This is a genomic window from Streptomyces auratus (assembly GCF_050433025.1).
In the GTDB taxonomy this organism is placed as follows: domain Bacteria; phylum Actinomycetota; class Actinomycetes; order Streptomycetales; family Streptomycetaceae; genus Streptomyces; species Streptomyces sioyaensis.
In genome coordinates, this window is the sequence record NZ_JBNGCB010000001.1 from 473622 (window position 1) to 492261 (window position 18640).

Annotated in this window: 2 protein-coding genes (1 of these 2 running past the window's edge); both read right to left on the bottom strand. The window is 73.3% G+C overall.

The features are described from left to right. Positions 1–6063 (bottom strand): SDR family NAD(P)-dependent oxidoreductase, encoded by a 6063-nt coding sequence (locus BKA18_RS02185; RefSeq protein ID WP_366047792.1) that lies wholly within the window; start codon positions 6061–6063, stop codon positions 1–3. Continuing rightward, on the bottom strand, positions 6060–18640 hold the 3' portion of the coding sequence (locus BKA18_RS02190; RefSeq protein ID WP_366047791.1) for an SDR family NAD(P)-dependent oxidoreductase. The gene runs 11467 nt beyond the window's last position; the window shows 12581 of its 24048 coding nt (coding positions 11468–24048); its start codon lies beyond the right edge, outside the window — the gene reads right to left on this strand; it ends in the stop codon at positions 6060–6062. The genes BKA18_RS02185 and BKA18_RS02190 overlap by 4 nt, the downstream gene beginning before the upstream one ends.

Below are 18640 nucleotides of genomic sequence, written 5' to 3' on the forward strand. Positions count from 1 at the left end.
TCAGCGGCCTCCCTGCGCGGAGGTCGCCGGGGCGGCGGCGGCCTCGGCGGCGTAGAGCCGGTCGCAGAGGCGCATCAGCTTGTCGAGCGCCTGCGGGGCCGTCATGACCTCGGCATGCATCGAGGTGTCGACGTCGATGGTGAAGAAGTCGTCGATCTGGTCGGCCCACTCCTGCCAGTACGCGATGTCGTCCACGGTGGGGAGCTCGGGGTTCGGGAAGAGCACCATGTGCTCCTCGAAGGAGCCGAAGAACTTGCCGCCCCGGTTGCGCAGGTAGTAGCAGCGCAGTCCGTCGCGCTTCGGCAGCGGGTCCACCGTGTACGTCTCGCCCTGCGTGGCCTCGAAGTAGCGGGACAGCTGCCGGACGCGGGAGCGCAGCTGCGTCTCGGTCTTGCTGACGCCGCGGGCGAGGGCGGCGTCGATCAGGGAGCCGAGGAACTCCTTGGGTTCCAGGGTGGTGTCGACCTCGTCGCGGCGCAGGATCGGGGTGGTGCCGCCGTGCGAGTCGAAGCGGTTGTTGCCGAGGATCAGGTTGACGGCGCGGAAGTCGCTCACCTTGGTGACCACGTCGGCGTCGAAGTTCCCGCCGACGATGAGGGCGTTGGCCTTATTGGTGGATTCGGCGTCCAGCGTGTCCAGCATGACCAGCGTGCTCACGTCGGCGCCCTTCAACTGGAGCTGCCGCACGGTCTCGTACGCGAACAGGCCGCCCAGGGAGAACCCGCCGATGTCGTACGGGCCTTCCGGCTGTACGGCGAGGATGAGGGACGCGTAGTGCTCGGCCATGGCGTACTGACCGGTGAGGATGTCGGTGGAGTCGATCCAGCCCTTCGGCTGGATGCCGTAGAAGGGGCGCGGGCAGCGTGCGGCCAGCGGGGCGTAGGACTCCACGCCGCCGTTGCCGTGGTGGACCCAGAACACGGGCCGGCCGGAGGTGACGCCGTTCATGCGGACCAGTTCGGGGAAGTCGTTCGGCGATGCGGGCGCGGCGCGCCGTGCCGGGGCCTTTGCCGGTGCGGCGGCCGCCGGGGCCTGTTCAACGGGAGCCGCCGGAGCGGGATTTGGGGCGGCCGTGCCCGTGTCAGCGGCCGTGTCGGTGTCGGAGGCCGTGCCGGTGATCGCGTCGACGACGTCCTGCAGCGTTTCGCAGCCGGCGATGACGTCGAGGGTGAGGGACGCGTCGAGGTGTGTCTGCGCCTGGGCGAGGAACTGCATCATGAAGATGGAGTCGAAGCCGTAGTCACCCAGGGACTTGTCCCACCGCAGGGTCTCGACGTCGACCTCCAGCAGCGTCGCCATGAGGTCCGCGACGACGGTTCCCACGCTCGACGGCTCGGTCGGCTGGGTCGGCTGGGTCGGCTCGGCCGGCTGGGTCGGCTCGGCCGGCTCGACGGCCGGTGCGGTGGTCGGCGTCGTCGCGACGGCCGGTGCGGTGGTCGGCATCGTCGCGACGGCCGGCGCGGGTTCGGCACCAGCCTCCGGCTCGGGGTGCGCCGGCAGGAAGCGCTCCCGCATCCGGGCGTGGTCGCCGTCGAGGGCGATGGCGCTGGGCAGGCCGGTCGCCCAGACGCGGTCGAGGGCGTCGACGCCCACGGATGCGCGCATCGGCCGCATGCCCACGGACTCCAGGAGCTGGACGGTCGACGGGTCGGCGCCCATGCCGCCCTTCTCCCACAGGGGCCAGTTCACCATCAGGGTGCGGCCGGACCGGCTGCCCCGGTCCACCAGGGCTTCGCGGTGGGCGGCGTATCCGTCCATGAAGGCGTTGGCGGCGGCGTAGTCGGCCTGTCCGACGTTGCCGAAGGCGGCCATGGAGGAGAAGCCGATGAAGCAGTCGAGCGGGACGGCGGCGGTCGCCTCGTCGAGGTGGCACAGCCCGGCCACCTTGGCCGCGAACACCTCGCGGAGGTCGTCCGCGGTCTTCCTGGCCACGAAGCCGTCGCGCAGCACTCCGGCGGCGTGCACGATGCCGTGCAGCGCGCCGTACTCGGCCTGGACCTCGCGCACGACCCGGGTCACGTCGGCGCGGTCGGCGACATCGAGCACGCGGTAGTCGGCACGGGCGCCCAACGCGCGCAGCGCGGTGAGCAGTTCCTGCTGCGCCGGGCCGGCCGGGCTGCGACCGCACAGGACCAGGGCGGGCGTCTCGACGCGCCGGGCGATGTCCTGCGCGAACAGGGCGCCGAGTCCTCCGGCGCCGCCGGTCAGCAGGTAGACACCGCCGTCGCGCCAGGGCAGTTCGGGTGCGGCCGGTGCGACTTCGCGCCACTGGGACACCTGCCGGCGTCCTCCGCGGTAGCGCACGGCCTCCTCGGCCGTGTCGGCGCCGTCGCGCCGCAGCCGTCCGGCCAGCTCGGCCGGGGCCAGGGCGCCGTCACCGTCCAGTGCGATCCACTGCGTCAGCAGCTTGGGGTGCTCCATGCGCGCCGTGCGGAGCATGCCGCTCAGCCCGCCCAGCCAGGGCGCGTGCGCGGGGGTGACGACCTGGATCAGGCGCGGCTCCCGGGCGGCCTCCGGCGCCTTGTCGCGCAGCAGCTTCAGCAACCGCTCGGCGTACTCGGTGTAGCGGGTGCCGGTCTCGCCGCGGGCCTGCCAGGTTTCGCAGGTGGCGCCGCCCAGCGCTGCGCCGAGCGCGGTGGCGTCCGCGGCCGGGAGTTCGCACAGGACGACGTGCCGCTCGACGTCGTCGGCGTGGTGCTCCGATGCCGCGCTCTCGCGCCAGTCCGCCTGGATCAGCAGTGCGGGCGTGGTGGTCGGCTCGGCGGCGCGGGGCGCCGGGCTCGGCTTCATACGGGTGGAAAAGCCCAGCAGACGCACGCAGACGTTGCCCTGCGTGTCACAGAGGTCGATGTCCAGGCGGCGTACGCCGGAGTCGCGGCGGTCGTCCGCGGCACGGCGCACCAGCGCCCAGCCCTCGGCCGGGGTGGGGGCCAGGACCTGTACCTCGCGCACGGTGAACGGAAGTGCCGTCCCCTGCGGGGCGTCGGCGTGCTCGCCGAGCGCCAGTCCCAGGGTCGCCTGCAGGGCGGCGTCGAGCATGACCGGGTTGAGCGTCAGCGAGGATGCCGCCGCCTCGGGGAGGACGAGGCGGGCCAGGGCGGTGTCCGCACCGTGGTACAGCTCCTGCACGGCACGGAACGCGGGGCCGTATCCCATGCCCCTGCGCGCGAACAGCGCGTAGCACTCGGCGCCGTCACGCTGGAACGGAAGGTTCGCGCGCAGTGCGTCGATGTCGTGGGTGTCGTCGGCGGCGAGGAGTGCGGGGTCGGCGTGTGCGGTGCCGTTCGCGTGCAGGACGCGGTCGCCGGAGCCGTGGTCGTACACCTCGAATGCCCCATCGGCCGGGTCCACGTCGACGGCGAGGGTGCGCAGTGCCGTCACCTCCAGGGGACGCAGCCAGGTCACGTCGCGCAGGCGCACGCCCGTGGCGGTGCCTGCGGACGTGGCCCGGACGAGCGCGTCGCGCACGAACTCGAGGTAGGCGGTGCCGGGCAGGACGGGTGTGTCCCCCACGCGGTGGTCGCTCACGTAGAACTCGTGCCCGGTCAGGTCGCGGCGGTAGGGCGACGGTGGTGCGTCCGGCGCCGCGGCCACCGGTGCCGGGGGCCGGGGCGTGCTCTTCGCGTCGGTGATCCAGTAGCGCTTCAGCTGGAACGGGTAGACGGGCAGCGGGATGCGGCGCATCGGCCGGCCGGCGTACAGGCGCCGCCAGTCCACGTCGAAGCCGGTGACCCAGAGTTTGAGCAGGCGTCCGAGCTTGCCCTTGGCTATCCAGCTGTCGATGGCGAGGGCGATGTCGTCGTCTCCGGCGAGCTCGTTCCACGGCCCCGGGCGCTGTGCCCGTCCGGTGTGGAGGCCCTGTGCGGTGCCGCCGTCGAGGAAGGCGCCCAGCCGCTCGCGCAGGTCGGCGAGCGAGGGGGTCAGGAAGGCGAGGCGCTCGTCCATCGCGACGCGGCCCACCTGCAGCGTGTGGGCGAGGTGCGGCAGGTCGGCCTCGCCGAGCCCGCCCGAGTCGATCCGGTCGGCCAGCTGCCGGGCCCGGGCGCGCAGCATCTCGGGCTCCGGGGCCGACAGGACGACGGCCACGGGGTCCGGTGTGCTCACCGGCGGTACGGGGCGCGGCACGTACTCCTCAAGAACCACATGGGCGTTGACGCCGCCGAAGCCGAAGGAGCTCACCCCGGCCCGGCGCGGCAGCTCACGGCCTTCGGCGTCGCGCAGGGCGGGCCAGGGCTGCTGTTCGCGTACGAGGTGGAACGGGCTGCCGTCGAGGTCGATGTAGGGGTTGACGGTGTCGCAGTGCAGGCTCTTGGCGAGCGTGCGGTGCCGCATCTGCAGCAGCACCTTGATCACGCCGGCGACGCCCGCCGCGAGTTCGAGGTGGCCGATGTTGGTCTTCACCGTGCCGACACCGCAGTGGGCGTTCTCGACCACCGCGCCGTGCTCCTCGTACAGTTCCCGGAACGCGGCCTTGAGCCCGTTGATCTCGACCGGGTCGCCGAGCTTGGTGCCGGTGCCGTGGGCCTCGATGTAGCCCACCGTCCGAGGGTCGATGCCCGCGGCGCTGTAGGCGCGCCGGATCAGGGCGGCCTGGGCCTTGGGGTTGGGCGCGGTCAGGGAGTTGGAGCGCCCGCCGTGGTTCTCGGCCGTCGAGCGGATCACGCCGTAGACGTGGTCGCCGTCGCGCTCGGCCGCCGACAGCCTCTTGAGCACCAGCATGCCCACGCCCTCACCACGGGCATAGCCGTCCGCGCGGTCGGAGAAGGTCTTGCAGCGTCCCTCGACGCTGAGCATCCCGGACTTGCTGAAGCTGACGTGGCCATCGGGGATCACCATGGTGTTGATCCCGCCGACGACCGCCATGTCGCATTCGCCGCGTTCGATCGAGATGACGCCGCGGTGCATGGCGACCAGGGAACTCGAACAGGCCGTCTCGATCGGCTCGCTCGGCCCGTGGACGTCGAGGAAGTAGCTCATCCGGTTCGGGCCGACGGAGGGGACGCTGCCCGTGGGCGTGACGCTGTCGCCCCTGCCGCTGCTGCGGTCGGAGAGCAGGCCGTAGCCGGTGTCGCTGGTGCCGACGAACAGGCCGAGGCTGCTCCCGGCCAGGGCGTCGGCGGCGTAGCCGGCGTCCTCCAGCGCCTTCCACACGTACAGCATCAGCAGACGCTGCTGCGGGTCCATGTGGACGGCGTCCTTCGGAGCGATGCCGAAGAACAGCGGATCGAAGTCGGCGACGCCGTCTATGAAGCCGCCCCACTTCACGTTGGTGCGGCCCGGTTCCTGGAGGGGGTCGCCGAAGAGGGCGCGCCAGTCCCACCGGTCGGCGGGGATTTCCGCGATGCAGTCGCGGCCGTCGCGCAGGTTCCGCCAGAAGGCGTCGAGGTCCTCGGCCTGGGGGAACCGGCCGCTCATGCCGACCACCGCGATCGGGTCGTCGTGCCGGTCGGCGGGCGGGGGGACGGGGACGGCCGGTGCGGGGACGGGGACGGCCGGTGCGGGGACGGGGACGGCCGGTGCGGGGACGGGGACGGCCGGCACAGGCGTACCGACGGGCTCCACGGCCGGGGGCTCCGCGGCGGCGCCGGGCGACTGCAGCCCCAGGCGGGCGGCCAGCGCAGGGCCGTACTCGTCGGTCAGGTGGGCGCCGAAGGCCTGGATCGTCGCGTGCTCGAACAGCACGGTGGGCACGAGCTCCAGGCCCAGCGCGTCGTTCACCATGTTCACCAGCTGGGTGATGACGAGGGAGTCGAGCCCGTATTCGCTGAGGTCGACATGCACGTCCAGGTCGTCCGTGGTGACCTTGAGCAGCTCGCAGACCTTCTCCACCACGACGGCGCAGACCCGCTCCGTCAGGGCCTCGGTGTCGACGACGTCGGCCGGCCGTGCGGTCTGCGTCGGTGCTTGCGACTGCTCCTGCTCCTGCTCCTGCCCCTGCTCCTGCTCCTGCTCCTGCTCCTGCTTCCAGTCGCGGATCAGGCGGAGCGCTTCGTCCTGTCCCACCTGTCCCTCGCGAATGAGCCGGTGCAGGTCGTCCAGGGATGCGATGCGGGTGGTGCTCATGCCAGGCTCCTCTTGAATTCGTCCGCGCTCATCTCGCGTCGGCCAATGGCTTCGATCAGGTCCAGCAGGTAGGCGTCGTCGGACCCGGACGGGGGCTCGGGTGCCTGTTCGGCGGGCCGGGTGGGCTCGCTGTCACCGGTGGGCTCGCTGCCGCCGAGCGTGCGGACGCTGAAGCCGCGCAGGCGTACGCACACCTCGCCGTCGTCGTCGCAGAGGTCGAGGTCGAGACGGCGCACGGCGCCCACGTGGTCGTCCTCGGCGAAGCGGACGACGACCCAGCCGGTGCCCGGGACCGCCCGCAGCACCTCCAGCTCGCCCAGGGCGAACGGCAGTGCCGTGCGCGGCGTGCCGGGGTCGTCGTCGAAGAGGCCGACCGTGGCCTGAAGGGCGGCGTCGAGCATGCCCGGGTTGAGTGCCCAGCCGCTCTCGCGGGACGCGGCGGCGGGCAGCTTCAACCGCGCCACCGACTGCCGCGAGCCGGTGTGCAGGCGCTCGATGCCGCGCAGTGCCGGGCCGTAGGTCATGCCGATGCCGGTGAAGCGTGCGTAGCAGGTCTCGGCGTCGAGCACGGGGCCGTCGCACTGCGCGCGCAGGGCCGCGAGGTCGAGCCGCTCGGCGGGCACGGCGGTTGCGCGCCGCAGCTGGCCGCGGCCGAAGGTGACGCGTTCGCCGTCCTCGTCCACCGCGTACACCTCGTAGCTCAGTCCGCCGCCGGCCCGGGTGGTCAGCGTGGTGTGCACGTCGGTCGCCTTCTCGACGGTGAGCGGGCGCAGCCAGGAGGCCAACTTCAGCGACCAGGCGCGCTCGTCGCCGCCGGCCGCCTGGACCGCGGCGGCGCGCGCCATCTCCAGGTAGGCCACCGCCGGCAGCACCGGCACGGCGTCCGCGCGGACGTCGTAGGCGGTGGGCCGGTGGCCGGGCCGCCAGCCGGAGACCGTCTCCATCACCTGGGCGCGTACGCGGTGGTCGGCGAGGAAGAACTCGCGGCCGGTGAAGTGCGAGGTGTAGCGGTGCTCGTTCAGGTCCGACGTGTTCGTGTGCACCAGCGGGTGCAGTGCCTGCGTCTGTGTGCCGTTCGCGGGGCGCGAGGTGTCGACCCAGTAGCGCCGGAGGCGGAACGGGTAGGTCGGCAGGGCGATCCGGCGCGGGCGGCGCCCGGTGTGGAGGCGGTGCCAGTCGAAGGGGGCGCCGTTCACCCATGCCTGGAGCAGGCGGGCCCAGTCGTGCCGGCCCGCGCTGTCGTGGTCGTCGTGCGGGCCGAACCCGGCTGGTGCGTCCGGCAGGTCGACGCCGCGCGGGACCTTGCCGCGGAAGACGTCGGCCGCGGGCTCGCCGCGCAGCCAGGACTCCAGTGCCTCCCGCAGTTCGCCGGCCGTGCGGGCCAGGCAGGCGAGGCGCTCGGTCATGGGCGTGCGTCCGGTCTGCGTGGTGTAGGCGATCGACGCCATGTCGGTGTCGTCGTAGTCGCCGCGGCGCAATGCGTCCACCCAGCGCTCGGCGAGTTCGCACAGCACGTCGGGGTGGCTCGCCGACAGGACGACGGGGACCGGTGCGGTGGGCGCCGGGTCCGGCTCGGGTGCGGTGCGCGGCTGGTACTCCTCAAGAACCACATGGGCGTTGACGCCGCCGAAGCCGAAGGAGCTCACCCCGGCCCGGCGCGGCAGCTCACGGCCTTCGGCATCGCGCAGGGCGGGCCAGGGCTGCCGTTCGCGTACGAGGTGGAACGGGCTGCCGTCGAGGTCGATGTAGGGGTTGACGGTGTCGCAGTGCAGGCTCTTGACCAGGGTGCGGTGCCGCATCTGCAGCAGCACCTTGATCACGCCGGCGACGCCCGCGGCCAGTTCGAGATGACCGATGTTGGTCTTCACCGAGCCGATCCCGCAGTGGGCCTCCTCGACCACCGCGCCGTGCTCCTCGTACATCTCGCGGAAGGCCGCTTTCAGCCCGTTGATCTCGACCGGGTCGCCGAGCCTGGTGCCGGTGCCGTGGGCCTCGATGTAGCCCACCGTCCGAGGGTCGATCCCGGCCTTCCCGTAGGCCTCCCGCAGGAGGGCGGCCTGGGCCTTGGGGTTGGGCGCGGTCAGGGAGCTGCCCCGGCCGCCGTGGTTCTCGGCCGTCGCGCGGATGACGCCGTAGATGTGGTCACCGTCGCGCTCGGCCGCCGACAGCCTCTTGAGCACCAGCATGCCCACGCCCTCACCGCGGGCATAGCCGTCCGCGCGGTCGGAGAAGGTCTTGCACCGGCCTTCGGGGCTGAGCATGCCCGCCTTGGAGATGCTGATGTGCCCGTCGACGCTGACCATGGTGTTGACGCCGCCGGCGATGGCCAGGTCCGACTGACCGTCGCGGATGGCCTGGACGGCCCGGTGCAGGGCGACGAGCGCGCTCGAACAGGCCGTGTCGACGGGTTCGCTCGGACCGTGCAGGTCGAGGAAGTAGCTCATCCGGTTCGGGCCCATCGAGGGGGCCGCGCCGGTGATGTCGTATCCCTCGATCATCGGCGAGTACCGGGTGACGAGGGTGCTGTAGCCGGTGCTGGTGGTGCCGGCGATGAGGGCCGTGTTCGTGCCCGCGAGGGCCTGTGCCGAGTACCCGGCATCCTCCAGCGCCTTCCATACGTACATCAGCAGGAGCCGCTGCTGCGGATCCATCAACTCCGCTTCCTTCGGGGAGATGTCGAAGAACAGCGGGTCGAAGTCGCCGACGCCGTCCATGAAGCCGCCGGACGTCACGTTCGAGGTGTTGGGCTCCTTGACGGGGTCGCCGTAGTGGGCGCGCCAGTCCCAGCGGTCCACGGGGACCTCACGGGTGCAGTCGCGGCCTTCGCTGAGGTTCTCCCAGAACGCGTCGAGATCGTCGGCCATCGGGAAGCGGCCGCTGATGCCGATGACGGCGATCGGCTCGTTCCCGGGCGCATCCGTACGGGACGCGGTGGTGTCGGCGGTGACGGACTCCAGGGCGGCGGGGGCCGCCGCGCGCGGTTCCTGCTGCTGTGCCGCGGTGGTGGCGACGCGGTCGGCGTGGTGGTCGAGGAGGTGGTCGACGACCCCGCCCAGGGTGGGGTTCTCGAAGAACAGGGTCGGTGCCAGCGAGAGCCCGAACTCGGCGTTGAGGTCGTTGGCGAAGCCGATGAACGAGAGGGAGTCGAAGCCGTAGCGGGTCATCTCGGCCGTGCCGGTGATCCGCTCGGCGGGCACGTCCAGCAGGTCGGACACGCGGGCGATCAGCTTCTTCAGCAGCGCCTTGTGCTGCTGCTCCCGGCCGGCCGTCGCGACGGGCGCGGCGGCGCTTTCGGGCCCGGCGGAGCGCTCGGGCGCGGGAGCCGGCGGGAGAGTCCCGAAGCGATGGGGGTGGGTGTCGAGCAGGTGGTCCACGACCTCTCCCAGGGTGAGGTGTTCGGGGAAGGGCTTGGGCACGGGCGGAAGCCCGAACTCCGTGGTGAGGCGGGCGGCGAACCCGATGAGCGAGACGGGGTCGAACCCGTACTCGCTCAGCTCCACCGCGCCGTCGAGCTCCTGTGCCGGCACGCCCAGCACGGCGCAGGCGTGGCTGATCGCGCGGCCGAGGACCTTCGCGTGCAGGGCGGCGCGGTCGGGTGCGGTCACCGCCGGTGCGGCGCCCGTGGCCTCCGGGGCGGCCAGGAGGGTGGCGTCGATGCGGGCGCGGTCGCCGAAGACGGCCAGGACGTGCGGGTCGCCGGTGCCGTAGGCGCGCAGCAGCGCCTCCACACCGTGCGGGGCGCGTAGCGGCACCATGCCGACGCTGTCGTGCAGGCGGCGTTCGGTGGCGACGTCCACCCTCATCCCGCCGTCGGCCCACAGGGGCCAGCCGACCACCAGTGTGCGGCCGCGGCGCTGGCCCTTGGCCACCCGCTCGTGGCGGAGGCCGGCGTAGGCGTCCATGAAGGCGTTGGCCGCCGCGTAGTCGCCCTGGCCCTGGTTGCCGTACGCCGACAGTGAGGAGAATCCGATGAAGCAGTCCAGGTCGAGAGCGGCGGTGGCTTCGTCGAGGTGGACGAAGCCGGCGACCTTGGCGGCGAGGACTTCCCGCAGCTCTTCGGCGCTCTTGCGGGCCAGGTATCCGTCGCGCACCACACCGGCGGTGTGGACGACGCCGTCGAGGCGGCCGTGCTCGGCGACGACGGTGTTCACACAGGCGGTCACGGCGTCGCGCCGGGCGACGTCCAGCACCCGGTAGGCGGCGGACGCACCCAACTCGCCCAGCTCACACAGGAGTTCACGCTGGGCTGGGCCCTCCGGCGAGCGCCCGCAGAGCACGAGGGCGGCGCCGGGCGCCTGCCGGGCGATCTCACGGGCGAAGTGTGCGCCGAGCCCGCCGGCTCCCCCGGTCAGGAGGTAGACGCCGCCGGCTTTCCACGGGCGGGCCGGTGGGGCGTCCTCGACGGCGGTCCACTGCGGGACCCGGCGCTGCCCGTCGGAGTACCGCACGGCCACGTCGTCGGGGCTCGCCGCGTCCCGGCGCAGGCGCTCGCTCAGCGTCGCGGCGTCGACGGGCGTCTCCACCTCGACGAGCTGGGTCAGCAGCTTGGGGTGCTCCATGCGGGCCGTGCGCAGCAGGCCGCCCAGGCCCGCGAGGACCCGGTTCTCGCCGTCGGCGGGCACGACCACCTGCAGCAGGACCTCGCCGTCGCGGGTGCGTGGGACGAACTGCTGCAGGCGGGCCAGCACCGTCTCGGCCTGGCGGGTGAAACACCGGGCCGGATCGTCGTCGGCGGGCAAGGCGGTGCAGGGCACACCGAGCCCGTCCCGGACCGCCGCGGGGTCGGTCCCCACGAGTCCGCCGAGCAGCACCTCGTGGTGCATCGGCGGACGCGATGCCCGGGTGGGCTCGGCCGGGCGCCAGCCGGCACGCATGAGGGTGAGCGTCGCGCCCCCGGTGTCCTCGCCCCCGGTGTCCTCGCCGCCGGCGGGTTCGTCACCGGCGGGTTCGTCACCGGCGGACAGGACGCGTGCGGTGAACCCGAGGAGGCGTACGCACACGTGGCCGTCGTCGTCGCACAGTTCGATGTCGATGCGGCGTACGGCTCCGCCGCCGTCGCCCGCTGCGGGCCGCACCACGGCCCACCCGTCGGCCGGGCCGGGCGCGAGCAGCTGCACCTCCTCCAGGACGAAGGGCAGTGCCGGCGCCACGGTGTCGGTGTCCTCGGCCAGTGACAGGCCCAAGGTGGCCTGCACGGCGGCGTCGAGCATCGACGGGTGCAGGTCCCAGTCGGCGCCGTCCCGGGCGGACTGCGGCAGGCTCAGGCGTGCGACGGCGAGCCCGGCTCCGACGTGGATCCGCTGGATGCCTCGCATGGCCGGGCCGTAGCCGATGCCCATGCGGTCGAAGAGCCGGTAGCAGTCGTCGTGTTCCAGCGTGCGCAGGTCGCACCGGGCGCGCAGCGCGGCGATGTCGAGTCGCGCGGGTGCCGACGTCTCGCACCGCTCGATGCGCCCTTGCCCGTGGACCACGGGCTGTTCGCCGTCGGCCGCCGTGGTGATCTCGTAGGTGAAGGCGTCGTCCTCGCTCGGCCGCAGCGCGATCTCGACCGCGGTCGGCCCGGTGATCCGTGCGGGGCGGGACCAGACGACGTTGCGCAGGCGGGCGTGGGCGGGGTCGACGCCCTCGGCCCGGGCCGCCGCGTACGCCAGCTCCAGATAGGCCACGCCGGGGAGCACCGGCACGTCGCGCACCCGGTGGTCGTCGAGGAAGAACTCGCGGCCGGTCAGCTCGACGGCGAAGGACGGCGAGCCGGGGTCACCGGTCAGCCGGCGGCCTTCCAGCGGCGACGGGGCCGCAGCGGGGGCAGGGGCGCGTACCGGAGCGGAGGCCGGGGTCGTATCGGGGGCCGCCGGACGTGCTCCGACCCAGTAGCGCTCGCCCGCGAACGGGTAGGCCGGGAGGGACACGATACGGAAGCCGCCGTCGCCGAAGAGCGGGGCGAAGCCCAGATCTTGCCCCTGGGCGAAGAGCCCGGCCAGCTCGGTGAGGCTGTCGTGACGGTCGGGCTCGGCCATCAGGCGGCCGGCGCGGGCGTCCTCGGCGGGGTCCTGGCGGCGGTGCCCGTCGGGCGCCTCACCGGTGACCACGCCCTCCGCCCGGCCGTCGCACAGCCAGGTCCGCAGGGCGGCGACGAGCTGCTCGCGGTCCGTGGCCACGCCCGCCCAGCGGTGGCTGCAGTGGCGGCGTCCGGTGGCCAGGGTGTACGCCACGTCGCCCAGGTCCAGGTCCTCGTGGGCGAGGGCGTGGTCCAGCAGGCGCTCGGCCTGGGCCCGGCGGCCGGCGTCGTCCTGTGCCGACAGGACGATCAGCCAGGCATGCCGGGGGGCGTGCCCGGCGGTCTGCACGGCGGGGGCCTGTTCGATCAGCGCGTGCGCGTTGGTGCCCGCGGCGCCGAACGAGCTGACGCCGGCGCGGCGCGGACCGTCGGCGGGCGCGGGCCACGGGCGCAGTTCCGTGTTGACGTAGAACGGGCTGCCCTCCAGCGTGATCGCCGGGTTGGCCCGGCGGAAGTGCAGCGACGGGGGCAGCTGCTCGTTCCTGAGCGCCAGCAGCACCTTGATGACGCCGGCCACGCCGGCGGCGAACTGGGTGTGCCCGAGGCTGGTCTTGACGGACCCCAGGGCGCAGCCTTTCTCGGGCGCGTCGCCGAACGCGGCACGCAGGGCCTCGAACTCGATGGGGTCGCCCAGCGGCGTGCCGGTACCGTGCGCCTCGATCAGCTGGATGCCGGCGGGGTCGACGCCGGCGCGCTCGTGGACGCTGCGCAGGAGGCGTTCCTGCGATCCGGCGCTGGGCGCGGTGAGCCCGTTGGTGGTGCCGTCCTGGTTCATGCCGGAGCCGCGGATCACGCCGTAGACCTGGTCGCCGTCGCGCAGCGCGTCGGCGAGCCGCTTGAGCACGACCACGCCGGCGCCCTCCCCCGGCACGAAGCCGTCGGCGCGCTCGTCGAAGGTGTGGCAGCGCCCGCGGGCGGACAGCATGTTCGCCCGCACGGCGGACCGGTAGAAGATCGGCGTGGACTGGACGAAGACTCCGCCCGCCAGCGCCATGGACGTGTTGCCCAGGCGGAGGTCCTGGCAGGCCTGGTGAATGGCCACCAGCGAACTGGAGCAGGCCGTGTCGACGGCCAGCGCGGCACCCTGCAGGTCGAGGAAGTAGGAGATCCGCGAAGCGATGACCGAGGAGATGTTGCCCCACAGTGTCTGCGGTGGCGCGTCGTCGCCGATCAGCTGCTGGTAGTCGCTCGGTGAGCCGCCGACGTAGACGCCGCACCCGCGGCCGTCGAGCCGTTCACCGGCGTAGCCCGCGTCCTCCAGGGCGTGCCAGCACTCCTCCAGGAAGATGCGCTGTTGCGGGTCGGTGTAGGTGGCCTCTTTACCGGACATCCGGAAGAACCAGGCGTCGAAGCGCTCGATGTCGTCGACGAAGCTTCCGTACTGGCGCGGGGCGCCCGCGCCCAGCTCCTGGTCCATGTCCCAGCGGGTGACCTCGCCGACCAGGTCGTCGCCCGCGGCGAGGTGTGCCCACAGGGCGGCGGCGTCGGGCGACTGCGCGAACCGGGCGGCGATGCCCACCACGGCGATGCCGTCGTCGGCCGGGTCGTCCGCAGGGCCGGCGGGTGCCGCGGGGGCTTCGGCGGGGACGGCGGGAGTTCCGACGGAGACGGCAGGAGGAGCAGGAGCGGCGGACCGAGCCTCGGCGGCGTGCCCGTGGTCGTCCTGCGCCGGAGCCCCTCCGGCCTCGGCTGCCGGTTCGCGCAGTACGCCCGAGGACCGCAACTGCGCCCCGTACCGGGTGACCAGATGGTGCGTCAGCCGGTCGAGCGAGCTGTGTTCGAACAGTGCGGTGCTCGGCAGGTCGACGGCGAGGGCGTTGTTCACCGCTGCGACGAGCCGGACGGTGAGGATCGAGTCCACGCCGTAGTCGGAGAAGGACGCCTGCGGGTCGATCTCGTCGGGCTCCATCATGAGCACGCGGGAAAGCTCGGCCAGCAGGAGTTCGCCGGCCAGGTACCGCACGGTCGCCTCGTCCGTGTCCGGTGCCGGCTGCGCGGGTGCCGGCCGGGCGGGCTCGGGCGACGGGGCGGCAGCGCCGTTCGCGGCCTCCGGGACCCGGTGGCGCCGGCTCGGAGCAGCGGCCGTCGGCCAGTAGCTCTTGCGCTGGAACGGGTAGGTGGGCAGCGGCGTGCGGCGTACGTCGAGACCGGAGAACAGCGGCGCGAAGTCGACCTCTTCGCCGTTCAGGTACCGGGCCCGGGCGCGCTCCGGCGCGGTGTCGCCGGGCCGGCCGGCGGTGTCGCTCGGTCCGTCGGTCAGCCAGGCCTCCAGCCGCTGTGCGAGCGTGTCGCGGTCGGCGGCGACGAAGGCCGCGCGGTGGGTGAAGTGGTCCCGGCCGGCCGCCAGCGTGTAGCTGACGTCGCCCAGCGCGGCGTCGGGTGTGCGGCGCAGGTACGCCAAGAGGTCCTCGGCGCGGTGGCGCAGCGCCTCGGGCTGCTGGGCGGACAGGACGAACAGGAGCTCGCCCGCCGCCTGCCGGCGCCCGTCACGGGCCGGGGCGTTCTCCACGACCATATGGCCGTTGGTGCCGCTGAAGCCGAACGCGCTCAGGGCGGCGACGCGCTTGCCCTGGCCGTTGGGCTGCCACGGCCGCAGCGTGGTGTTCACGTGGAAGGGGCTTTCGGTGAGTCGGATCGCGGGGTTGGGGTCGTGGTAGTGGAGGGACGGCGGGATCTGGCCGTGGCGCAGCGAGAGCACGACCTTGAGCAGGCTCGCGACGCCCGCGGCGGAGGTGGTGTGACCGAGGTTCGTCTTGATCGAGCCGAGTGCGCAGGTGTCGCTGCCGCCGGCCGTGCCGAACGCGCCGGCCAGGGCCTGGCATTCGATGGGGTCGCCGAGCTGGGTGCCGGTGCCGTGCGCCTCGACCATGCCGATCTCGGCCGGGTCGATGCCGAATTCGGTGTGCACCTGGCGGATGAGGCGTTCCTGCGACAGGGCGCTGGGTGCGGTGATGCCGTTGGTCGCCCCGTCCTGGTTGACGGCGGAGCCGCGGATCACGGCGTGGATGTGGTCGCCGTCGGCCAGTGCATCGGACAGGCGGCGGAGCACCACGACGCCCACGCCCTCGCCGGGGACGAATCCGTCGGCGGCGGCGTCGAAGGTGTGGCACTTGCCGGTGGGCGAGAGCATCCCGCCGCGGCCGGCCGCCAGGTAGGTGTCCGGCGTGGTCTGGACGCTGACGCCTCCTGCGAGGGCCATGTCGGTCTCGCCGCTCCACAAGCCCTGGCAGGCGAGGTGGACGGCGACCAGTGAGCTGGAGCAGGCCGTGTCGACCGCGAGGGCGGGACCCTGGAGGTTCAGGTGGTAGGCGATGCGCGCCGGTACGACCGAGGGCGCGTTGCCCCATGCCGCCTGGGCGGGCGGCGCGTCCTCGAACCACTGCGGGTAGTCGCCGCCGGTGCAGCCGACATAGACGCCGCACCGGCGGCCGTCCAGCGCGGAGCCCGCGTAGCCGGCATCCTCGATGGCCGTCCACGCCTGTTCGAGGAACAGCCGCTGCTGGGGGTCGGTGTAGGTGGCTTCGAGGCCGGTCAGGTGGAAGAAGCGGGCGTCGAACCGGTCGATGCCGTCGAGGAAGCTGCCCGCGCGGCAGGACAGTTGGTCCTGGCTGTAGCCGGAGAGGTCCCACCGTTCGACCGGGCCCACGAGGTCGCGGCCGGCGGCGAGGTGCTGCCAGAGGGCGTCGGTGTCGTCCGACTGCGCGAAGCGGCCGCTGATCCCGACGATGGCGATGGGCTCGCGTCCTTCGGGACGGTTCGGTGCTCCGGCGGCGTCCGGTGCGGGCACCGGTGCCGCCGCGGCGGGGGCCGGTCGCGGCCGGTGGCTCTCGGCGATGTGGGCGGCGAGCTGCGCCACGCTGCGGTAGTCGAAGACGACCGTGGTCGGCAGGTCGGTGCCCAGCTCCTCGTTGAGGCGCTGGACGAACCGGACGCCGACGATGGAGTCGAGGCCGTAGTCGGCGAACGCCCGGTCCGGGCCGATCCGGTCGGCGGGCATGCGCAGCGCGTCGGCGAGCGCGGCCAGCACCACGTCCGTGACGGCCCGGGCCGAAGCGGAGGCGGCGGCCGGAGCCGCGGTCTCCGCCGGCGGCTGGGAGGGCGGGCTGCTCCTCTCGGGCGTTCCGGAGAGCGGGCGCGGGCTGCGGGCGAGACCGTCGCTGTGGGCCACGACGACCTGCTGCCCGAGTGCCAGGGCGTCCCGCGCCGGATGGCGGATGCCGGTGAAGCCTTCCTGCTCCAGTACGAGCCGCCAGGCCGCCGGCGACAGCGCGGGGCTGCCGGGCACCCGCAGTTCGGCGTCGTCGTGGAGCCACCAGCCGTCGAGCAGGCCGAAGGTGAGGTGGTTGACGAGGTAGAAGCCGCTGATCTCGTTGAGGGCCAGCAGGCCGTTGCCGCGCAGGAGCGCCTTGGCGTGCCGCAGGGCCGGGCGGATGTTGTCGGTGGCGTGCAGCACGTTGGCCGCGATGACGACGTCGAAGGCGCCGGTGTCGAGCCCTTGGGTGTGCGGGGGCCTGGCCGCGTCGAAGATGCGGTAGGTGAGGTGGTCGCGGCCCGGCCCGAAGGTGTCCTGGGCGTTCTGCAGGAATGCCGGGGACAGGTCGGTGAAGCAGTACTCGGCCAGGTCGAGCCCTTCGCGGGCGAGGCGTTCGAGCACGGGGCCGGTGGTACCGCCGGTGCCTGCGCCGATCTCCAGCACGCGCAGGCGGGCGCCGGGATCGGCGTCCCGGCGTGCGCGCAGGAAGGCCGCCACGTGTTCGGCGAGGACGGCGTTGAAGTGCGCGGCCACGCGGTTGTCGCGGTAGACGCCTTCGACGAGGGAGAAACGTCCCTGGGGAAAGAGCACATCGGTGGCGCGGACCCGACCGCACAGGATGTCGGCGAGCGCGGGCAGGGTCTCGTCCAGCAGGTTCAGCGGTGCGCGCAGATCGGGGTTGGCGGCGGCCCACCGGGGTGTCTGCGCGGCCCAGTCGGCGCGGCAGGCGTCGGCGTCCCGGGCGGTCGGCGCGCCGGTGCTCCAGCGGCCCTGGACATCGATGAGTTCATGCTCGGCGAGCGCGTGCAGGGTGGCCGAGAGCCAGCCGTCGAACCGTGCGTCGACGCCCTGCCGCTCCTTCCACTCGCGCAGGCCGTGGCCCGGCTCCTCCAGACCCGCGCGGCGCAGCTCGGCGGCGAGGCGGCGGAGCAGGAACGCGTCGATCTCGCCCGGGACCGGGCCCTCGTGGTACGCGGCCAGGCCGGTGGGCAGCGCGAGGGCCGCGGCGCCGTCGCGGGCCGCCGCACCGTGCACCTGCGGGGTCAGCGTCTCCGCGGTGAGCACCCCTTCGACGGGCAGCGGGCGGCCGAGGCGCATGAAGCCGATCTGGTGGAGCGGGCCGGCCAGCAGGCGCTCCAGTGCGCCCATCGCCGTGGCCGGGACGATCGGGGCCAGTCCCATGGACGTCACGTCGCGCAGGAGCTCGTCGGGGACGTTGCCCCAGTAGCCCCAGTTGACGACCTTCACCCGGCAGTCCAGCGCCTCGCGCAGGGCGGCGGCGTGCGCGTCCTCGAAGGCGCAGGCCGCCGAGTAGTGCGCCTGGTGGGAGTTGCGGATGAAGCTCACCAGCGAGGAGATCAGCAGCACGAAGTCCAGGCCGTGCCCGGCGAAGACGTCGGCGAAGTGCACGCACGGGTCGACCTTGGCCGCGAGGGTGGCCTCCAGTTCGTGCTCGGTCATCCGGGCGAGCGGCGTGTGACTGAACACCATCGCCAGGTGCACCACGCCGTCGATGCGACCGTAGCGGCGGACGACCTCGTCCCGCATGCCGGCGAGCGCGCCCGGGTCGGAGGCATCGGCGGACAGGTAGACGGGGGTCCGCCCGCCCGCTGCGGCCCGGTCCGCCCTGGCCCGGATGTCCTCGTCCTCGGCGCGGCGGCCGACCCATACGACGTGTGCGTCGTGTTGCCGTACGAGGTACTCGCTGAGCAGCACGCCGAGGTCGCCCGCGCCGCCGATGAGCACATAGACGCCGTCGCGGCGCAGCACGGGCTCCGCGGGCGGCTCGGTGGCGTCCACCGGCAGGAGCTGGCGGCGCAGCCACTGGCCGCCGCGGCGGACGAGCGGATGCGCGCGGCGGTCGGCGGGCAGGGCGAAGACCTCGTCGGCGACGAACGGTTCGCCGTCGGCCAGGTCGACCGCGCGGATGCGCCAGTGCGGCTGCTCCTTGGCCAGGCCGCCGAGCAGACCGTGCAGGCTCGCCTGCGCCGGGTCGGCGGTCCCGGAGCCGCCTGCGTCGAACGCGCCGCTGGTCAGGAGGGTGAGTCCGAGCCGCTGCTCGTCCCGGGTGAGGGCCAGCGCCTTGAGGATCCGGAACATGCGCCGGATCGCCGCGCGCTGCGTGCTGATCCGCGCCTCGGCGCCGTGGGCGGCGGCCGCGGTCGGAAACCGCATGACGACATGGTCAAAGTCGCCCAGGACGGCGAGTTCGTCACGCACCTCTTCGGCGGATGACGCGGTGGAGTCCAGCACCACGGTCTGCGGGC